1 pseudogene is annotated in these 468 nt (G+C 65.8%); it reads left to right on the top strand.

What is annotated here, in order from left to right:
* A pseudogene (locus HUO12_RS14365) lies at positions 1-468 on the top strand (hypothetical protein); the annotation flags it as partial.

Raw genomic sequence — 468 nt, forward strand, 5'->3', positions numbered from 1 at the left:
GCGCTGGATGCCGGCAGGCTACACCAATGCACCGCAGTACCAGGCCCGCGAAGAGCTGGCCCACGTGCTGATGAAAGTCGAAACGCACAACCACCCCACCGCGATTTCGCCTTTCCCTGGTGCCTCGACGGGCGCCGGTGGCGAGATCCGCGATGAGGGTGCCACGGGCCGTGGTTCGCGCCCCAAGTCGGGCCTGACGGGTTTCTCTGTGTCCAACCTGAACCTGCCGGGTACGCAAGAGCCCTGGGAGGCTGAGCAGTTCGGCAAGCCCGAGCACATTGCCAGCCCGCTGCAGATCATGATCGAGGGCCCCCTGGGCGGCGCAGCGTTCAACAACGAGTTCGGGCGCTCCAATCTGGGCGGCTACTTCCGCGTGTTCGAGCAGACCGTGGGTCACGGTGACCAGGCCATCCGCCGTGGCTACCACAAGCCCATCATGATCGCCGGTGGCATCGGCACGATCAGCAG

Origin of the sequence: Altererythrobacter lutimaris (genome assembly GCF_013371495.1) — a bacterium.
GTDB classification, from domain to species: domain Bacteria; phylum Pseudomonadota; class Alphaproteobacteria; order Sphingomonadales; family Sphingomonadaceae; genus Erythrobacter; species Erythrobacter lutimaris_A.